This window comes from Arthrobacter sp. alpha11c (assembly GCF_054149985.1).
Genome location: NZ_CP196747.1, coordinates 545,267 through 562,219, shown reverse-complemented (window position 1 = coordinate 562,219; position 16,953 = coordinate 545,267). Strand labels below are relative to the sequence as shown.

General features: G+C 61.3%; 15 protein-coding genes. 5 read left to right on the top strand and 10 right to left on the bottom strand.

Annotated elements, in window-relative coordinates:
• Positions 1-69 precede the first annotated feature (69 nt).
• A complete protein-coding gene (gene hisS / locus ACTAQJ_RS02605) occupies positions 70-1,434 on the bottom strand; it encodes a histidine--tRNA ligase (RefSeq protein WP_498700493.1) in 1,365 nt (454 codons plus the stop codon).
• A gap of 207 nt (positions 1,435-1,641) precedes the next feature.
• Here hisS and ACTAQJ_RS02600 point away from each other — a divergent pair, with 207 nt between their 5' ends.
• From ACTAQJ_RS02600 to ACTAQJ_RS02590, 3 genes are all read left to right on the top strand, one after another.
• Positions 1,642-2,436 carry a peptidylprolyl isomerase gene (locus ACTAQJ_RS02600; protein WP_431115392.1) on the top strand — a complete coding sequence of 265 codons (795 nt, stop codon included), beginning with the start codon at positions 1,642-1,644 and terminating at the stop codon, positions 2,434-2,436.
• 66 nt (positions 2,437-2,502) lie between these two features.
• Positions 2,503-4,176 carry a DUF349 domain-containing protein gene (locus tag ACTAQJ_RS02595; protein ID WP_498700490.1) on the top strand — a complete coding sequence of 558 codons (1,674 nt, stop codon included), beginning with the start codon at positions 2,503-2,505 and terminating at the stop codon, positions 4,174-4,176.
• A 113-nt stretch (positions 4,177-4,289) separates the two neighbouring features.
• Positions 4,290-4,892, top strand: coding sequence for a hypothetical protein (locus tag ACTAQJ_RS02590; RefSeq protein WP_498700487.1), 603 nt, complete (start codon positions 4,290-4,292; stop codon positions 4,890-4,892).
• Here the strand turns inward: ACTAQJ_RS02590 and ACTAQJ_RS02585 are convergent.
• From ACTAQJ_RS02585 to pdxT, 9 genes are all read right to left on the bottom strand, one after another.
• The gene (locus ACTAQJ_RS02585) at positions 4,889-7,282 is read right to left on the bottom strand and encodes a RelA/SpoT family protein (RefSeq protein ID WP_216925652.1); all 2,394 of its coding nucleotides are present in this window, start codon (positions 7,280-7,282) and stop codon (positions 4,889-4,891) included. The two genes, ACTAQJ_RS02590 and ACTAQJ_RS02585, sit on opposite strands and share 4 nt — an antisense overlap.
• 162 nt (positions 7,283-7,444) lie before the next feature.
• Positions 7,445-8,434, bottom strand: a complete 990-nt coding sequence (gene secF / locus ACTAQJ_RS02580) for a protein translocase subunit SecF (protein WP_442005718.1) — start codon at positions 8,432-8,434, stop codon at positions 7,445-7,447.
• Positions 8,434-10,185 (bottom strand): protein translocase subunit SecD, encoded by a 1,752-nt coding sequence (secD, locus tag ACTAQJ_RS02575; RefSeq protein WP_431115396.1) that lies wholly within the window; start codon positions 10,183-10,185, stop codon positions 8,434-8,436. Before secD ends, secF begins: the two co-directional genes overlap by 1 nt.
• Positions 10,186-10,299: 114 nt before the next feature.
• On the bottom strand, positions 10,300-10,680 hold the full coding sequence (gene yajC / locus ACTAQJ_RS02570) for a preprotein translocase subunit YajC (protein WP_431120238.1): 381 nt from the start codon (positions 10,678-10,680) through the stop codon (positions 10,300-10,302).
• A gap of 186 nt (positions 10,681-10,866) precedes the next feature.
• Positions 10,867-11,943, bottom strand: a complete 1,077-nt coding sequence (ruvB, locus tag ACTAQJ_RS02565) for a Holliday junction branch migration DNA helicase RuvB (RefSeq protein ID WP_431115397.1) — start codon at positions 11,941-11,943, stop codon at positions 10,867-10,869.
• Positions 11,936-12,580, bottom strand: coding sequence for a Holliday junction branch migration protein RuvA (ruvA, locus tag ACTAQJ_RS02560; RefSeq protein ID WP_477519460.1), 645 nt, complete (start codon positions 12,578-12,580; stop codon positions 11,936-11,938). Before ruvA ends, ruvB begins: the two co-directional genes overlap by 8 nt.
• A 104-nt stretch (positions 12,581-12,684) precedes the next feature.
• On the bottom strand, positions 12,685-13,263 hold the full coding sequence (gene ruvC / locus ACTAQJ_RS02555) for a crossover junction endodeoxyribonuclease RuvC (protein WP_431115399.1): 579 nt from the start codon (positions 13,261-13,263) through the stop codon (positions 12,685-12,687).
• Between the two features lie 45 nt (positions 13,264-13,308).
• Positions 13,309-14,064 (bottom strand): YebC/PmpR family DNA-binding transcriptional regulator, encoded by a 756-nt coding sequence (locus ACTAQJ_RS02550; RefSeq protein ID WP_216925538.1) that lies wholly within the window; start codon positions 14,062-14,064, stop codon positions 13,309-13,311.
• 3 nt (positions 14,065-14,067) lie between these two features.
• Entirely contained in the window at positions 14,068-14,769 is a 702-nt protein-coding gene (gene pdxT, locus ACTAQJ_RS02545) for a pyridoxal 5'-phosphate synthase glutaminase subunit PdxT (protein WP_216925537.1), read from the bottom strand.
• A 113-nt stretch (positions 14,770-14,882) separates the two neighbouring features.
• On the opposite strand from pdxT, the gene ACTAQJ_RS02540 reads away from it, so the two are divergent.
• Both ACTAQJ_RS02540 and ACTAQJ_RS02535 read left to right on the top strand, forming a co-directional pair.
• Positions 14,883-16,214, top strand: coding sequence for a Mur ligase family protein (locus tag ACTAQJ_RS02540; protein WP_498700481.1), 1,332 nt, complete (start codon positions 14,883-14,885; stop codon positions 16,212-16,214).
• A complete protein-coding gene (locus ACTAQJ_RS02535; protein WP_431115403.1) occupies positions 16,211-16,951 on the top strand; it encodes a type 1 glutamine amidotransferase in 741 nt (246 codons plus the stop codon). The genes ACTAQJ_RS02540 and ACTAQJ_RS02535 overlap by 4 nt, the downstream gene beginning before the upstream one ends.
• The last annotated feature ends 2 nt before the right edge of the window (positions 16,952-16,953 follow it).

Genomic DNA, 16,953 nt, shown 5'->3' with positions numbered 1-16,953 from the left:
GGGATCATTGCAAAGACGATCCCGTCCGAGTTTACCCGCCCCGGCCGCGGCTGAATCACCTGACCTGGATCAGGCAGTGATGACCCGGACGTGCAGATCTTCCTCCGACGGCGACCAACTGGCCGGGTCAGCGTCCACCTGCGCGCCGGACCGGATGTCCTTGACCTGGTGCTTGCCGTCATCGTCAGTGAACCAAACAAACGGAATTCCCCGACGATCCGCGAACTTGATCTGCTTGCCGAACTTTTCAGCCTTCGCAGCAACTTCAGTCGCAATACCTCGGCCGCGAAGCTGTGCCGCGACGTCCTGTGCCGCGGACCAACTGTCGTCGTTATTCAAAGCGACCAGGACAGCGGTCGGCACTGCCCGGGTAGCCGTGGCAAGCTCCTGGCTCAGGATCCGCGAGACCAGGCGGGTGACGCCGATGGACAAGCCGACGCCGGGAAACTTCCGGTTTCCCTTGCTGGCCAGGGCGTCGTACCGGCCGCCCGAGCAAATCGAACCCAGTTGTTCATGGCCTACCAGGACAGTTTCGACGACGGTTCCGGTGTAGTAGTCCAGTCCCCGGGCGATGCTGAGGTCAGCGACCACCTTGCCGGGCGCGCGCTGGACCGCAGCCTCAATGACCTGCTGGAGCTCGCTCAATCCTTCCTCGAGGAGGTCATCAGTCACCCCCAGGGCACGTACCTGGTCCACGAACGAGGTGTCCTCCGTGCGGATGGTGGCAAGCTTGAGCGCCAGTGCCGCCTGCTCATCCGAGGCGCCAAGCTCGCTCTTAAGCAGCTCAGCGACTTTGCCTTCGCCAATCTTTTCCAGTTTGTCGATGCTCCGCAGGACTCCGGCCGCATCAGTCAAGCCAATACCGCGGTAGAAGCCTTCAGCCAGCTTGCGGTTGTTGATCCGGAGGCGGAAGTCCGGAATCGGGAGGGCGCTCAGGGCCTCAGCGATGACCAACGCGATTTCGACGTCGTAGCGGAACGGCAACTCGCCATCGCCCACCACGTCTATATCTGCCTGGGTGAATTCGCGGGCACGGCCTTCCTGCGGACGCTCGCCACGCCAGACCTTCTGGATCTGGTACCGGCGGAAGGGAAAGGCAAGATAACCCGCGTTCTCCACGACGTACCGGGCGAAGGGAACAGTGAGGTCGAAGTGCAGGGCAAGCGCATTCGGATCGGCTTTGTCTGCCTTGTCCGTGGTGGTTGACCTGGATGCTTCAGCTTCGTCGTCCTGCAGGCGGCTCAGGCCATAGACCTCTTTGTCGATCTCGCCTTTACGCAGCAACTGGCCAACCGTTTCAACAGCACGCGTTTCAATCGAGGAGAAACCATGCAGTTCGAACGTTTTCCGGAGCGTGTCCAGGACATGGAGCTCCACCAACCGCTCCTGGGGAAGCCACTCGGGGAATCCGGACAGGGAGGCGGTACGTGCCATGGTGGATAAATCTCCTCGAAGAAAGCTGACTCAGGAATGAGCACCGCAGCTTTAAAGGCCTTTTCGGCGATTATGGGGCGGGCGTCCAGCCGGTCATGCATAAACTATGTGCGGCAGCCAGTTTATGCTTTCCGCGCGTGCACATCTAATGCAGCATGCCCGGTCCCTGCAGGCGGCCGGCGAACGTGGACACAATCAGGAGGACTCTTGGCAACAAGGTCGCGGGATGACCGCGAAGCGAGACGCCGCATCCGGCAGATGGAAGCCAAGCGTGCCCTGCGGCAGGAACAGGGCAAGCGGCGCAAACGCGACAACACTGTTGCCATCGGCGCGGGCGCTGCCGCTGTGGTCCTTGCGGTGGTGCTGCAACTGACAGTTTTCAGTTCCAACCCCACTGAGGCAGAGTTCGCCGCCGCAGAGGCCGGACTGAACTCCCCGTCGGCTTCTCCTTCGGCCTCCAACAGCGCAGACATACCCAGCCCGGACACCGCAGCCGGTAAAACCTTCACCGGCGAGCTCGCCCTGAACAGCGGCGTTGTGGGAGTGGAATTGAACGGAACTGCTGCGCCCCAGGCAGCGGCGGTCATCAAGTCCCTCACCGATGCCAGCTACTACAACGGAGCCTTCTGCCACCGCCTTACAACCTCCGAGACATTCGGCCTGCTGCAGTGCGGCGCCAAATCCGAAGACGGCGCAGACGATCCCAACTACCGCTGGGGTCCCCTGGAGAACACACCAACGGACAACACATACCCGGCTGGAACAATCGCCGTTGCCCGCTCGGGAAACAACGCCTACGGCAACGGTCATCAGTTCTTCATTGTCTATAAGGACACAACAATTCCTGCGGACACAGCCGGGGGTTACACAGTGGTGGGCAAAGTCACCAGTGGTTTGGATGTGATCACGAAAATCGCTGCAGCAGGCCTGAAACCCGGCGAAAACGCGACCGACGGCGCCCCTGTGGCACCTGTCACGATAGACTCGTTTTCTCTGAAGTAACCAGCCTTTGGCCCCGGTCCGGGGTGCAGTACCTTAGCAGTCCCTCCAAGCGAAAGACTTTTAGCGGTGACAGACAGTCAGAAATCCGACGAAACAGCAGTAGTGGCCAACCAAGACGCAGTCGAGGCAAACAGCCCGAACGGCACTGAAGCAGCACCTGCGGCTGAACAAACTCCCGCGGTTGCGGCCGACGAAACACCGGCAGAAGCAACCGAAGTGGCACCCGCAGCCGAGGAGGCACCCGCAGCGGAGGAGGCACCCGCAGCCGAGGAAGCACCAGCAGCGGAGGAGGCACCCGCAGCCGAGGAAGCACCAGCAACCGAAGTGGCACCCGCAGTAGAGGAAGCACCAGCAACTGAGGCGGCACCGGCAGCGGAGGAAACCAAGCCTGCCGATTCGCGTCCCGCTCCTTCCCCTGCTGCCTTCGCGGCCCGCCCCAAGGCGCCTGCCGCCGTCGTTCCGGCTGCACCCGCCGTGTCTGCAGCCTCGCTTGCAGAGGCGGCCAAGTGGGGGCGCGCCGAAGGCGACGGCCACGTATTCCTCACTTTGGATGGCGAAGAGATTGCCGTTGGCCAGTACCCGGGTGTTAGCCCTGACGAAGCCCTGGGCTACTTCGCCCGGAAGTTCGACGACGTCATTGCCCAGATAGTCCTGCTGGAACACCGCGTGGAATCCAAAGCCCCGGCAACGGACATGCAGAAAACAGTGACCCACCTCCGAGAGCAGCTCGCAGAGCGCAACATGGTGGGCGACATCCGTTCGGCCGAAGCACGCCTGGACACGCTGTCCGAGCAGATCGCCGAGCTGGAAAAGTCCGAGAAGGCAGCCCATGAGGCCGTCCGCGCCAACGAGCTTGCCGCGCGCGAAGCCATTGTGGCGGAGGCGGAGGCCATCGCCGGCCAGGATCCTGCGCAAATCCAATGGAAGACGTCCAGTGCGCGAATGAACGAACTCTTCGAGACGTGGAAGGCTGCGCAGAAGAGCGGGGTCCGTCTTGGCCGGAGCAATGAAGACGCACTCTGGAAGCGCTTCCGCTCGGCCCGCACTGTCTTCGATCGCCACCGCCGCGCGTACTTCTCGCAGCTGGACAGCAACAACTCTGCGGCCAAGGTGGCCAAGGAAGCATTGATCGCAGAGGCTGAGGCGCTTTCCTCTTCCACTGACTGGGGTTACGCCGCTGGGGAGTACCGCAGGCTCATGGATCAGTGGAAGGCCACCCCACGCGCCAGCCGCAAGGATGACGACGCGCTCTGGGGCCGTTTCCGCGCCGCACAGGATGTGTTCTTCAGCAACCGGCAGGCCGCGAACGAGCAGATCGACCAGGAGTACACGGCCAACCTTGCAGTGAAGGAGCAGTTGGTAGCTGAGGCCCAGGCGCTGCTGCCGATCAACGATCTCAACGCAACGAAGAAGGCCCTGCAGTCCATTCGTGACCGCTGGGAAGATGCCGGTAAGGTCCCCCGGGCGGACATGGGCCGCATCGAGGCCGGTCTTCGCAAGGTGGAGGACGCAGTCCGCGAGGCTGAGGAGGAGAAGTGGCGCCGGAGCAATCCGGAGACCAAGGCCCGCACCAACAGCGCTTTGTCGCAGCTTGAGTCCGCGATTGCCGGGCTCAAGGAGGATCTGGAGAAGGCTGAAAAAGCTGGAGACCAGCGCCGCATCAAGGCTGCGCGTGAAGCTCTCGAAGCACGTCAGGCGTGGCTGGACCAGATCCAGCGCTCAGCGAGCGATCTCGCCTGACCAAGCTTTGGGTTCATGGTGAACCATGTTTTTTCTGCAGGCCCTGTACCGGTTATCCACATGCCCGGTACGGGGCCTGTACTGTTGCGGCCAGGACACGGAATGATCAATGAATGGTCCCACCCGTCACAGCCCCGCACCTGCAGGAACCCGTTCTTCCCGAGCTCTACGCACCCAGCCGCATCTTCACCTGGCCTGAATTGCAGGGCATGGCGCTGGATGGCATCCTGCTTCCCTTGTACGGAAGGAGCTATGCGTCGCCCGGGATTGCAGTCACGCCCCGCCTCCGCGCCCGTGCGGCTGCCCTGACTGTCCCGGACCGGATGCGGACCAAGGTGGTCGCGGGCAGGCTTACCGCGGCCTGGATCTACGGATGCGCCAGCCCTCCAGAGCGGCTATCACTCCTGGTGGATGCCAAGCATCGTATCTCAAGCGTGCGCAGTGCCCGGGGGTGCAACCTCCATGAGGTCCGGCTCGGCCAACTCGACGTCGTAAGCCTTGGTGGGATGCTCGTCAGCAGCCCCTTGAGAACAGCAGCGGATATTGCACTGCACGTCGAGTCGGATCAGGCCCTGCCGGCCCTGCGGCGACTCCTGGACCACCCGGAGCTCGGCATCAGGCTTCGTTTACTCACCCTTGCCGTGGAGGCAGCGCCGCGGGTTCCCCACAAGAAGCGTGCGCTCGCTACGCTCGCACGGCTCATGTCCCCGAACTAGCTCCTGCGCCTGTTACCCGTGGTGCGATACACGTCGAAGACCCCGTCGATACGCCGCACCGCGCTGAGGACATGGTGCAGATACTTTGGGTCACCCATTTCGAAGGCAAATTTAGAGATCGCCACCCTGTCGCTTGACGTGTGAACCGAGGCCGCAAGGATGTTGACATGGTTTTCAGACAGGACACGCGTGACATCGGACAAGAGTGACTTCCTGTCCAGGGCTTCCACCTGAATCTCCACCAGGAAGACACTGGACTGTGTTGGTGCCCACTCGACCTCGACGATCCTGTCCGGCTGGTCTCGCAACCCGGAGACGTTGGTGCAATCGGTCCTATGGACCGACACGCCGGAACCGCGGGTGACAAATCCAAGGATCGGGTCAGGGGGCACGGGAGTACAGCACCGGGCCAGTTTTACCCATACGTCTCCCACGCCGCGAACGATGACACCGGAATCGGAAAACTTGGACTTCGCAACCTGCGTGGGGATGCTGACCTCGTCGAGGTCCTCATCCGGGGTCTCGTGTCCACCAAGGTGTTCTACGAGCTTCTCCATGACGGACTGGGCAGAGGTGTGGCCGTCACCCACCCCTGCGTACAGACCGGAGATGTCAACGTAGTGGAAGTCCTCGGCGACGGCAGACAGCGCGTCATGCGTCATAAGTCGCTGAAGTGGGAGGTTCTGCTTTCGCATTGCCCGCGTCAGCATGTCCTTGCCGCGGTCAATCGCTTCCTCACGGCGTTCCTTGGTGAACCACTGGCGGATCTTGTTCCGGGCCCTCGCTGATTTGACGAAGTGTTGCCAGTCCTGGCTTGGACCCGCGCCCTCCGCCTTTGAGGTGAAGATCTCGACCCAGTCGCCATGGTTCAGTTCGCTGTTGAGCGGCACAAGCTTGCCGTTAACGCGGGCTCCGATGGTCCGGTGACCCACTTCGGTGTGAACCGCGTAGGCGAAGTCCACGGGAGTCGATCCGGCAGGCAAGGCCATGACTTCGCCCTTGGGCGTAAAGACGAAGACTTCCCGTGCGTTGATCTCGTACCTCAGTGAATCGAGAAATTCGCCCGGGTCCGACGTTTCCTGCTGCCAGTCCACCAAGGACCGCAGCCAGCCCATATCGCCGTCGCGTGGGCTGCCAGGGCCAACCGCAGTACGGTTGGGTTGGTCCTTGTACTTCCAGTGGGCTGCAACGCCATACTCAGCCCGGCGGTGCATCTCATGGGTACGGATCTGGATTTCCACGGGCTTTCCACCCGGGCCGATGACCGTAGTGTGCAGGGACTGGTACATGTTGAACTTCGGCATGGCGATGTAGTCCTTGAACCGCCCTGGGAGGGGGTTCCATCGCGAGTGCAGGGTACCAAGTGCCGCGTAACAATCCCGGACCGAGTCAACCAGGACGCGAACGCCCATGAGGTCGTTGATGTCGTCAAAGTCCTTATCGCGGACGATCATCTTCTGGTAGATCGAGTAATAGTGCTTGGGCCGGCCGGTGATGGTCGCCTTGATCCGCGCAGTCCGAAGATCATCGGCAATCTGGTTGCGGATGACACTCAGGCTCTTCTCGCGTTCGGGGGTGCGGTCCCCCACCATGCGGACGATTTCCTCGTACACCTTGGGGTAGAGCGCCGCGAAGGACAGATCCTCCAACTCCCACTTAATGGTGTTCATACCCAGGCGGTGTGCCAGGGGAGCGAAGATCTCCAGGGTCTCGCGGGCTTTACGGGACGACGACTCTGCCGAAACGAACCGCCATGTGCGGGCGTTGTGGAGCCGATCGGCAAGTTTGATCATCAGGACCCGGATGTCCTTGGCCATGGCCACGACCATCTTGCGGACCGTCTCCGACTGGGCTGCTTCACCGAAACTGACCTTGTCCAGTTTGGTCACGCCGTCCACAAGCATGGCGACTTCCGGGCCGAAGTCGCGGGTGAGGTCATTCAGGGTGTAGGGGGTGTCCTCCACCGTGTCATGGAGCAAGGCAGCGGCCAGAGTGGTTCCTGTCATCCCCAGCTCAGCAAGGATGGTGGCTACTGCCACCGGGTGGGTGATGTAGGGATCACCACTCTTGCGCTTCTGCCCTTGGTGGCTGCGCTCTGCTACGGCGAATGCGCGCTGAATGAGGTCGAAGTCTTCTTTGGGGTTGTTGGCCCGCACCGTTCGCAGGAGCGGTTCCAGAATCGGCGAGTACGGCGCCATCCCCCGGCCGGTCAATCGCGCAAGCCGGGAACGCGTGCGCTCCCGCCTACCCGGAAAAGTTGGACGCACGCCGGGAGTATCGACTGGAACCGTACCAGCAGTCCGTCCAGCCACGCTTGTTGCCGGAACCGTCACACCGTGGTGACTGTCCTCCCCGCCCGTCGGTGGTGCCGACGTCGCACGTTCTTCCACAGAAGTACCCCTCACGACCTATTTAATTCTTCCAGTCTATTCCCGCAGGCGAATGCTTCCGCAACCGGACAGCACATGACGCACGCCCCGGCAAGTCAAAGAGAAAGGACCCCGCTGTAAAGCGGGGTCCTGCTCCAGGACGTAATGCCCAGTGGAAATAGTCTAAACAGTGGCCTCGGCCCTGCGGTGAGCCACTTTCTTGGCCTGCTTCACGAGGTCCGGCTCGCCCTGGCGCAGCCAGGCGTAGAGCGGTGCCGCAATGAAGATGGTCGCTGCCGTTCCGATGAGGATTCCGACGAACAACGCCAGGGAAAGGTCCCGCAGCGTTCCTGCGCCCAACAGTCCGGCCCCGATGAAGAGGATCGCCGCAACCGGAAGGACGGCAACCATCATGGTGTTGATGGAGCGGACCAAGGTTTGGTTGACGGCAAGGTTGACCTCTTCACCGAAGGTCCGGCGTGTGGAGGTGGAAATGTCCGCCGTGTTCTCGCGGATCTTGTCGAAGACCACCACGGTGTCATACAGCGAATAGCTCAGGACAGTCAGGAATCCGATGATGGCCGATGGCGTCACCTCGAAATCACTCAGGGCGTAGACGCCCGCTGTGGTGAACATGGTGACGAGCATGCCCACCAAGGCAGAGAGTGACATCTTCCAGGTCCGGAAATACAAAGCCATGAGGACAGCAGCCAGGCCGACGAACACGACCAGCCCAATGAGTGCCTGGCGTGTGACATCCTGACCCCACGTGGGACCAACAAAGTTTGATGTCACCTCGTTGTCCGTTACGCCGTAAGCGGTGGTCAGGCCTTCTTTGATGCGGTTGGTCTCGTCATCGGTCAGCTGATCCGTCTGAATCCGCATGGTGTTGCCCGCCACGTTCGCAACGCGGGGAATGGCACCGGATACGACGTCATGAACAGCCTTTTCGCCCAGGCCGGCATCGGTGGTCTTTACGTTCGAAACGGTGAACTCGGAGCCGCCACGGAACTCGATGCCGAGGTTGAAGCCGCCCTTCAAAACCGGGATCAGGATGGAGAGTGCCACAGCGACCGCAGCAATGATGAACCAGATTTTCTTGGAATCAACAAAGTTGTAAGAGCGCTTGCCCGTGTAAAGCTCGTTGCCGAAGGTTGCGAAGCTCGTGGTCATTACTTCTCCTCCTTGGTGCCGTTGGAAGGACCGGTCAACTGGCCCTTCTCGGCGAGGCGCCGTTCGGCGATGGTCATGCGGCGTTCCGCTTCAGCCGCGGCACCTGTATTGCGTGCACGGACAACAGCCGGTTTCTCAGCAGGTGTGCGAAGACGTCCGGCTCCCCGATACAGCGGGACAGCTCCCAGACGGTCAGGTGACAGGCCGGAGAACCTGTGGCCTTCGCCAAAGAACCTTGTGCGGGCAAGGACCTGCAGCATGGGGTGCGTGAACATAAACACCACAATGAGGTCAGCCACAGCCGTGAGGCCAAGCGTGAACGCGAAGCCACGCACATTGCCTACAGCCACAAAATAAAGGACCAAGGCTGCCAGCAAGTTCACTGCCTTGGAGGCCAGGACAGTCCGCTTGGCGCGCTTCCAGCCATTCTCGACGGCGGACACGAGCCCGCGGCCTTCGCGAAGTTCATCGCGGATTCGTTCGAAGTACACAATGAACGAGTCGGCCGTCTGTCCGATGGCCACGATCAGGCCTGCAACACCTGCGAGGGAAAGGCGGTAGTTTTCAGTCCACCCCAGAATGGCGATGGCAAGGTAGGTCAAACCACCGGCGACAACCAGGGAAGCGATGGTGACAAAGCCAAGGGCCCGGTACTGGAACAGCGAGTACACAACCACCAGCAACAAGCCGATGAGTCCGGCAAGCAGGCCGAGCCGGAGCTGATCGCCACCGAGCGTGGCAGAGATCTGTTCCTGGGACTGGATCTCAAAGGAGATCGGCAAAGCACCATAGCGGAGTTGGTCGGACAGTGCTTTTGCTGAGGCCTGGGTGAAGTTACCCGTGATCTGCGGTTTTCCGTCAGTGATGACAGCAAGCGACCTCGGTGCTGAGATGACCTTGTCATCAAGGACAATGGCGAATTGCGCCTTGGGATCGTTGCCGCCCTGGGCAAGGGACGCGGTGTAGAACTGGTTCAGCCGCTCCGTAACTTCCTTGAACTTGGCAGTTGCCTCGGAGTTGAACGTGATGTTCACGCCCCAGGAGTTCGTCACCGATCCCTGTGCGCCCTGGACCTGCGAGAAGGACGAGGAGCTGATGTCCTGGCCTTTGACCTCGACCGGACCAAGGATGTACTTGATGGCGGGAGTCTTGTCCGTGGCCGGTTCGCAGGTCACCAGAGGCTTCGCCGGATCAGAACGTTCCCGCTTCTCAGTGGAAGGGTTGACGCAGTCGAGCGCCTCGAATTCCTTGTAGATCTCAGGAGTCACCCAGTTGGTGTCGCTCGCGTTGGTGGGCTCTGCAGTGGGCTTGGGCAGCTTGTCATCCGGTGTACGGGATTCGACAGGGACGGCAGCAGGATCAGCCGCAGCGATCACCGGGCGGAAGTTCATGTCCGCCGACGCCTGGATAAGATCACGGGTTTCCTTGGACGGAGTTCCCGGGAGGCTCACCACCACGTTGCGCCCCGACTGGGTGCTGATCTCGGCTTCGGCAACACCGGAGCCGTCTACACGCTGCCGGATGATGGCAACTGCCTGGTTGAGCTGTTCCTCAGTGATCTCGCTGGAACCCTCTACCCGCGGTGCCAGGATCATCTGGGTACCGCCCTCGAGGTCCAAGGCAAGTTTGGGAGCCCAGCTTGCATGGCCGGAAATGACTCCGCCACCCAGGACAGCGGTGAGTACAACGAATATTGCTCCAAGCCAAGTCAGCACCCTGCGGGCTGAGTTTTTGGGGCCGGTCCGTGCCATTATCGATCTTCCTTTTATCGCCGGACAGCCGCCGGCGGACGCTGGTGAGCGTCTGCCGGCGGCTTTCCGCTGCCGTAGAAGTGTCCTTGCGCGGTGTTGCCGCGACTGACGGTGCTAGTTGTCCTTCTTGTCCTCTTTGTTGAGGCGCGCGATGGTTTCATCCGGCGTCTCAGTCGCAGCCGGGGTCTCATCGGCAACGGTCAGCGAAGAAGCGTCGTCCGGAACAACAGGGGCTTCCTCTTCAGCCTTTTCGACCACCTTGGTGACGGCCTGGCGGTGAACCGTAGCTTCGTTTCCGGGAGACAGCTCGATAACGACCTTGTTCTCAGCTTCATCGATGGACACGATGCGTCCGAAAAGACCGAAGCTGGTCATGACATCGACGCCCGGAGCGAACTTGGACTGCATCGCAGCCTGCTGCTGCTGGGTCTTCTTGTTGCGGCGGAACATCATGAAGACAAAGAGTCCAAGCATGACGAACAGCAATATGGTCATTGGATCCACAGGGAAGTTCCGTTCTTTACTTACGTTTTGGTTCACGGCAACGTCCCCGGCAGATCCTGCGGCCACGGGACCAAACCCGCATAGCAACGCGCTTCACCGCGAAGCGGGCGCATGGATCAAGGACTCGAACGTGCCGAGCGTCATACCAGTCTAGTGGGAAAAGCTGAATACAGCGTGTTAACCGATGGTATCTACGCTTTCAGCGTGGTTTTCATCCTCGTCAAACAAGGCAAGGGTCTCCTGGCCGAATACGCCCGCCGGCACAGCATAACCGAGGTGTGTCCATGCTGGTGCCATGGCGATGCGCCCACGGGGTGTCCGCCCAAGCAGTCCTTCGCGCACCAAGAACGGCTCAGCCACGGTCTCCACCGTTTCGGGTTCTTCGCCCACGGCAATCGCCAAGGTGGACAAGCCAACCGGGCCACCGTTGAACTTGGTAATGAGGGCTTCAAGAACGGACCGGTCCAGCCTGTCCAGGCCACGCTCGTCTACTTCGTACATATCCAAGGCAGCTGACGCCGACCGTGCGTCGATTTGCTCAATGCCATGAACGAGCGCCCAGTCACGAACACGGCGCAGGAGTCGGTTGGCTATACGTGGTGTTCCCCGGGACCGTCCGGCGATCTCGGTGAAACCTGCAGAGTTTACCTTCAGGTCCAGAAGCCCGGCAGAACGGCGGAGGACAAGTTCGAGTTCGGCCACCGAATAGAACTCAAGGTGCCCGGTAAAACCAAAGCGGTCCCTCAAGGGGCCCGGAAGAAGTCCTGCGCGGGTGGTGGCACCTACCAACGTGAAAGGCGGGAGTTCCAGAGGAATTGCAGTTGCGCCTGCGCCCTTGCCCACCACGATATCCACGCGGAAGTCCTCCATGGCCATGTACAGCATTTCTTCTGCGGGCCTGGACATGCGGTGGATTTCGTCAAGGAACAGGACCTCGCCCTCCGAGAGCGAGGAAAGGATGGCTGCGAGATCCCCTGCGTGCTGGATGGCCGGGCCGCTGCTGATACGCAGCGGCGCGTTCATCTCCGCTGCAATGATCATGGCAAGTGTGGTCTTACCGAGTCCAGGAGGTCCGGACATCAGTACGTGATCGGCGCTGCGGCCACGCATCTTCGAGGCTTCAAGCACCAAGGCAAGTTGCTTGCGGACCCGATGCTGTCCTACGAAGTCGTGCAGGTTCTTGGGGCGGAGAGCAGCCTCAATGACCCGCTCTTCCGGTTCCTCTCCCCCGCTGACGAGTGACTGCTCAGCCACGGCTGCCTACGCGGTTGCCGGCGCGTGCCCCGTCTTGGCCAAGCCAGCGCAGGGTAGCCCGAAGTATTTGGGCCACGTTTCCTGCGTCTACGAGTTCCGGCGAGTCGGCCATGGCTTTGTCGATGCTGCCGTTGGCGTCTTTCTCGGACCATCCCAAGCTGGTCATGGCCGCGACTACCTGTGGCTTCCATTCCGCGTTCGGGGCTGCGGCGGGAGCTGTACCGGTACCGGTTCCGTGCGGGACCAGCTTGCCCGCCAGTTCAAGGACAATCCGGCCAGCAACCTTGGGCCCAATGCCCGGAACCTTGGTGAACGCCTTGCTGTCACCAGTGTGAGCCGCCACCCGAATGGCTTCCGGCTCGTGCACCGCAAGTACGGCCAGTGCCAAACGGGGCCCAACCCCGCTGACACTGAGCAGGACGTCAAAGACTTCGCGTTCGTCGTCGTCGGCAAATCCGAACAGCGTGAGCGAATCTTCACGGACGATCATGGAGGTGAAGAGCTTGGCCTCGGCCCCTACTTTTAGGTGGCTTAAGGTCTGCGGTGTAGCAAAAACGCTCATTCCCGCACCGTTGAGGTCAATCACGGCGGTCGACAAGCCAACGTGGGCAACTGTTCCACGGAGAAAACTGATCAAGACCCGGCTCCTGAGGTACTGCCTGCTGTGCTGCCATGAATCCATGGCAGCCAAACGGACTATCCGAACATATCTACGAATACCCTAGCAAGGGGTACCGACAATCACCGCCCGCGGCGCGCTTTCGCTTCCGCTTCCGCCCAGGCCCGCTGAGCCGGGGTGAGGGAATCCGTGCCCGAACTCCCGCTGATTCCACCCATGCCGCTCCCTGCCCGCCAAGCATGCGTCAGGGCAAGGGCAAGCGCGTCTGCGGCGTCGGCGGGCTTGGGTGGGGCATCGAGCCGCAGGATTTTGGTCACCAATTTGGTGACAGCGTCCTTGTTGGCAGTACCGCTTCCGGTCACGGCCGCCTTGACTTCAGAAGGCGTGTGCAAGGCGACGGGAATGCCGCGACGTGCGGCGGCCGCGATGACAACGCCCGAGGCTTGGGCCACGCCCATCACAGTGCTGACGTTCATCTGCGAAAAAACGCGCTCGACGGCGACGACGTCCGGCTCGTGCAGGTCCAGCCATTCGTCGATTGCCTGTGCGATGACCAAAAGCCGCTTGTCCAGCGTCAACTCGGCCGAAGTCCCCACCACTCCAACCGCCACCATGGTGGCCCGGCGGTTCCGCTCGATATCCACTACACCGATGCCGCAACGGGTGAGGCCCGGATCGACTCCCAATACGCGAAGAGTCAAGTCCGGGCCTCCCTGTTTGTTGTCAAAATAAAGGTGCTGCCCTGCCTAGTCGGCGTCGAGGGCAGCCTGCACTTCCTCGCTGAAGTCGGCGTTGCTGTAGACGTTCTGGACGTCATCGAGGTCTTCGAGGGCATCCACGAGTTTCATGAATTTCCGGGCACCATCAATATCCAGGTCCACCTGCATGGAGGGCACGAATTCAGCTTCATCGGATTCGTACTCGATGCCGGCATCCTTCAAGGCGTCACGGATGGCCTGCAGATCCGAGGGCTCGGAATGCACTTCCCAGTTCTCGCCGCTGTCCTTGACTTCCTCTGCGCCGGCGTCCAGGACGGCCATCAGGATGTCATCCTCGCTCAGCCCATTCTTTGGCAGCACCACGACGCCCTTGCGGGTGAACAGGTAACTGACCGAGCCGGGATCTGCAATGGTGCCACCGTTGCGGGAAATCGCGAGTCGAACCTCGGAAGCCGCACGGTTCTTGTTGTCGGTCAGGCACTCGATCAACAACGCCGAGCCCTGCGGGCCACGGGCTTCGTACATGATTTCGGTGTAATCGACCACTTCGCCCGTGAGGCCGGCACCACGCTTGATGGCGCGGTCGATGTTGTCGTTGGGAACCGAGGTCTTCTTCGCCTTGGTAACCGCGAGTTCCAGGCCTGGGTTGCCAGCGAGGTCCGGGCCGCCCATGCGCGCAGCAACTTCGATGTTCTTGATCAGCTTTGCGAACGACTTTGCACGCCTGCTATCAATGATGGCTTTCTTGTGCTTGGTAGTCGCCCATTTGGAGTGGCCTGACATGCTTTACGCTTCTCCTCTGATCATTCGAATAAAGAGTTCATGCACGCGCTTCTCACCTGTGACTTCCGGATGGAAAGAGGTGGCCAACAGCTGGCCGGAGCGCACTGCAACAATTCTAGCCAATCCGTGCAACGTAGCGGTGTGGCTGGCATGCTCCGGATCAACCTGAGCCAGGACCTCGACTCCCGGGCCAACCCGTTCCACCCAAGGTCCACGGATGAAGACCGCGTGCACCGGATCCACGCCGGACTCCCCCGCGCTGAACTCGAGTCCTTTGAAATCCAGGTCCGTCTCAAAGGACTCGCGCTGCCGCCCGAAGGCATTGCGGCGCACCGTGATGTCCAGTCCACCGAAGGTCTGCTGGGGGTTTCCGTCCAGATCGGTAGCGGGATCGGCAATCTCATCGGCAAGGAGAATCATGCCGGCACAAGAGCCGTACACGGGGAGGCCTTCGGCGATGCGCTTCCGAAGGGGGTCCGCGAGCTCGAAGATCCTTGAAAGTTTGTCGATCGTGGTGGATTCCCCACCCGGGATGATGAGGCCGTCAACGTCATCCAGCTCTGCGGGGCGACGGATGCCCACACCCGTGGCGCCTGCGGCTTCCACTGCGTGGATGTGCTCGCGGAAGTCGCCTTGGAGGGCCAGTACGCCGATCCGGAGTCCTGCACCCACGCGTGATGAAGCGTCGGAAAGGGGGTTGGTCATTAGACCATCATAGTGGCCCGGCCCGGAATCTCCTCCCGGAGGACGAGCGGGAGTGCCAGCAGGAGGAGCCTCCACGCCAAGTTCCATGCCTTAACTGGGATATATTACAGAGCATGTTTTCCTTCAGCGTTCCCCTCGGCAAGCTGGTCCGCACACTGTCCCGGCTCCGGGGTGGCGGCTCTGCTTTCCCCGGCCTGGTGGTCGAAAAAATCGATCCCGGTTTCATGCAGAGAACGCTGTCCAGCCTTCCCCACGGCGTGGCCGTTGTCAGCGGCACGAACGGAAAGACGACCACCACCAAAATGGTGGTCGAGCTGTTGGAAAGCCAGGGCCTGAAGGTCTTCACCAACCGCACAGGCAGTAACTTCACCCGGGGCGTGGCCGCTTCCCTCCTCGGCGATGTTGACTGGCGGGGCCGGCTCGACGCCGACATCGCCATCCTCGAACTCGACGAAGCACATGCCGTGCATTTCGTGAACAAGGTGCCGCCTCGTTTCAGCCTCTTGCTGAACGTCCTTCGCGACCAACTTGACCGGTTCGGCGAGATTGACAAGACCGCCCGGTTGCTCGAACACATCGCCCGGAAAACCACGGATACCGTGGTGCTGAACCGTGAAGACCCCCGTGTGGCACGCATCGCCAACACCCTCAATGCTCCGGGGGCCCTCCACCATCCCAGCGTCCGCTACTTCGGCCTCGATGAATCGCTGCGCAGCACATTTCCCAACGACGACGATATGAGGACCGCCACCACGGGCCCCTCGTCCCCGAACACACCCGCACCCGGCACCGCAGGTGAGGTACCCGACGGCCCTGCTGCCGACGTCGTACTACGCCGCGTGGGTGCCCAGGACGCTGACTTTGAGTTCGACGGCGAAACAGTCACCACGAGCATGAAGCTGCGGGGTGTCTACAACATCTTCAACGCGGCCGCCGCGCTCTCCCTGGCCAGGGCGATCCTGGGTACGGGAGCCGTCGACACTCCCAAACTGGTCAAAGCACTCGGTGATGTGGCTCCTGCTTTCGGGCGCGGCGAAAGCCTCACCGTGGATGGCCAGCCGTTGGAACTTGTGCTCGTTAAGAATTCCAGTGGCTTCCGGCTCGGCCTGAAGTCCTTCCCTGCCGGTGGATACGCCACCATGATCGCCATCAACGACAACTATGCAGATGGCAGGGATATGTCCTGGCTCTGGGACGTTGACTTCGAATCACTCAGGGAAGATGGCGTCGAGGTCCTTACCGGCGTCCGCGCCTACGACATGGCCCTGCGCTTGCAATACGACGAAGTCCGCTTCGGTACAGTCGAGACCGACATCACCGCGGCCCTGCACGCATTTATCGACGGCTCGCGAGGCAAGCCCAAGCGGATTTTCTGCACGTACACCGCCATGCTCGCGATCCGTCGCGAACTGGCCAAAATCACCATAGTTGAGGTGGTCTCATGACCTCGGAAGCACAGCCCACCAAAGGAACCGTCCGCGTCCTCCAGCTGTACCCGCGGGACATGAATATTTACGGTGACTGGGGCAATGCCCTGGTCCTTCAGAAGCGAATCAAGTGGCATGGCTACACGCCGGAGCTGCTTGAATACAACGTAGGCGACGACTTTCCCGAGGACATTGACATCATCGTGGGCGGCGGCGGGCAGGACAGCGGCCAGCTGGTTATTCAGGATGATCTACAGGCACGCGCGGATCATCTGCGGGAGCTCGCGGACGAGGGCGCACCAATGCTGGTCATTTGCGGGCTCTACCAGCTTTTCGGAAAGTTCTTCAAGACCAGCGCAGGCCCTGTCATTCCCGGGATCGGTATCCTCGATGTCGAAACACACGGCACGGATGAGCGGCTGATCGGCAATGTCACGCTCAAGTCCTCCGAATTCGGAGACGTCCTGGGCTACGAGAACCACAGTGGACAGACCACCCTGGGCCCGGGCGTCCAGCCTCTGGGGACAGTCACCAAGGGTGCAGGGAACAACAGCAAGGACGGGCACGAGGGAGCCCGCTACCGCAACGTGGTGGCCAGCTACCTGCACGGTTCGCTGCTGCCCAAGAACCCGGCGATCGCCGACTTCCTGATCCGGACGGCCGTGGAACGGAAATATGGCACCTTCGCGCCTGGAACGCCCGACGACGACTACGCCCGCCTCGCGCGGGAGCACGCTGCCCGCCGCCCACGCTAGCC